The sequence below is a fragment of the [Flexibacter] sp. ATCC 35208 genome, from assembly GCF_001975825.1.
Lineage (GTDB): Bacteria > Bacteroidota > Bacteroidia > Chitinophagales > Chitinophagaceae > Chitinophaga.
In genome coordinates, this window is the sequence record NZ_MTKN01000325.1 from 1 (window position 1) to 410 (window position 410).

At 41.2% G+C, this 410-nt stretch carries 1 pseudogene; it reads right to left on the reverse strand.

Annotated elements, in window-relative coordinates:
• A pseudogene (locus tag BW716_RS35745) lies at positions 1-232 on the reverse strand (gamma carbonic anhydrase family protein); the annotation flags it as partial.
• Between the last annotated feature and the right edge of the window lie 178 nt (positions 233-410).

Genomic DNA, 410 nt, shown 5'->3' on the forward strand with positions numbered 1-410 from the left:
TCCCAATGATAGTTGTTGTCTTTTCGCATGTAGCACGACTAGAGGCACCATCCTGTACATTTACTTCATTACCTAAACGGATAGTGTTTACATCTCCTCTGATCATATCATTGACCCAACAGCTACCATCATTGTCCATAATCACATCACCTACGATTGTCGCATTTGGCGCTATAAAACAGTCCTTTCCCATCTCAGGCATTACTCCTTTTTCCGGCAGAATGTATGGCATTTCCTTTTGCTATGCTGGCAAATTACCACTTACAATGATTAAACTCATGCTCCGGATCAGGTATACTATTAATACGCAGGGGCATATCATTTTCGTATTTTTGAAGGCAAATGAATAACAGGCAACTTTTTTTAAGACACGTAGCGCAATTGTCAGACGCGCCGGTGGGCATTGATAT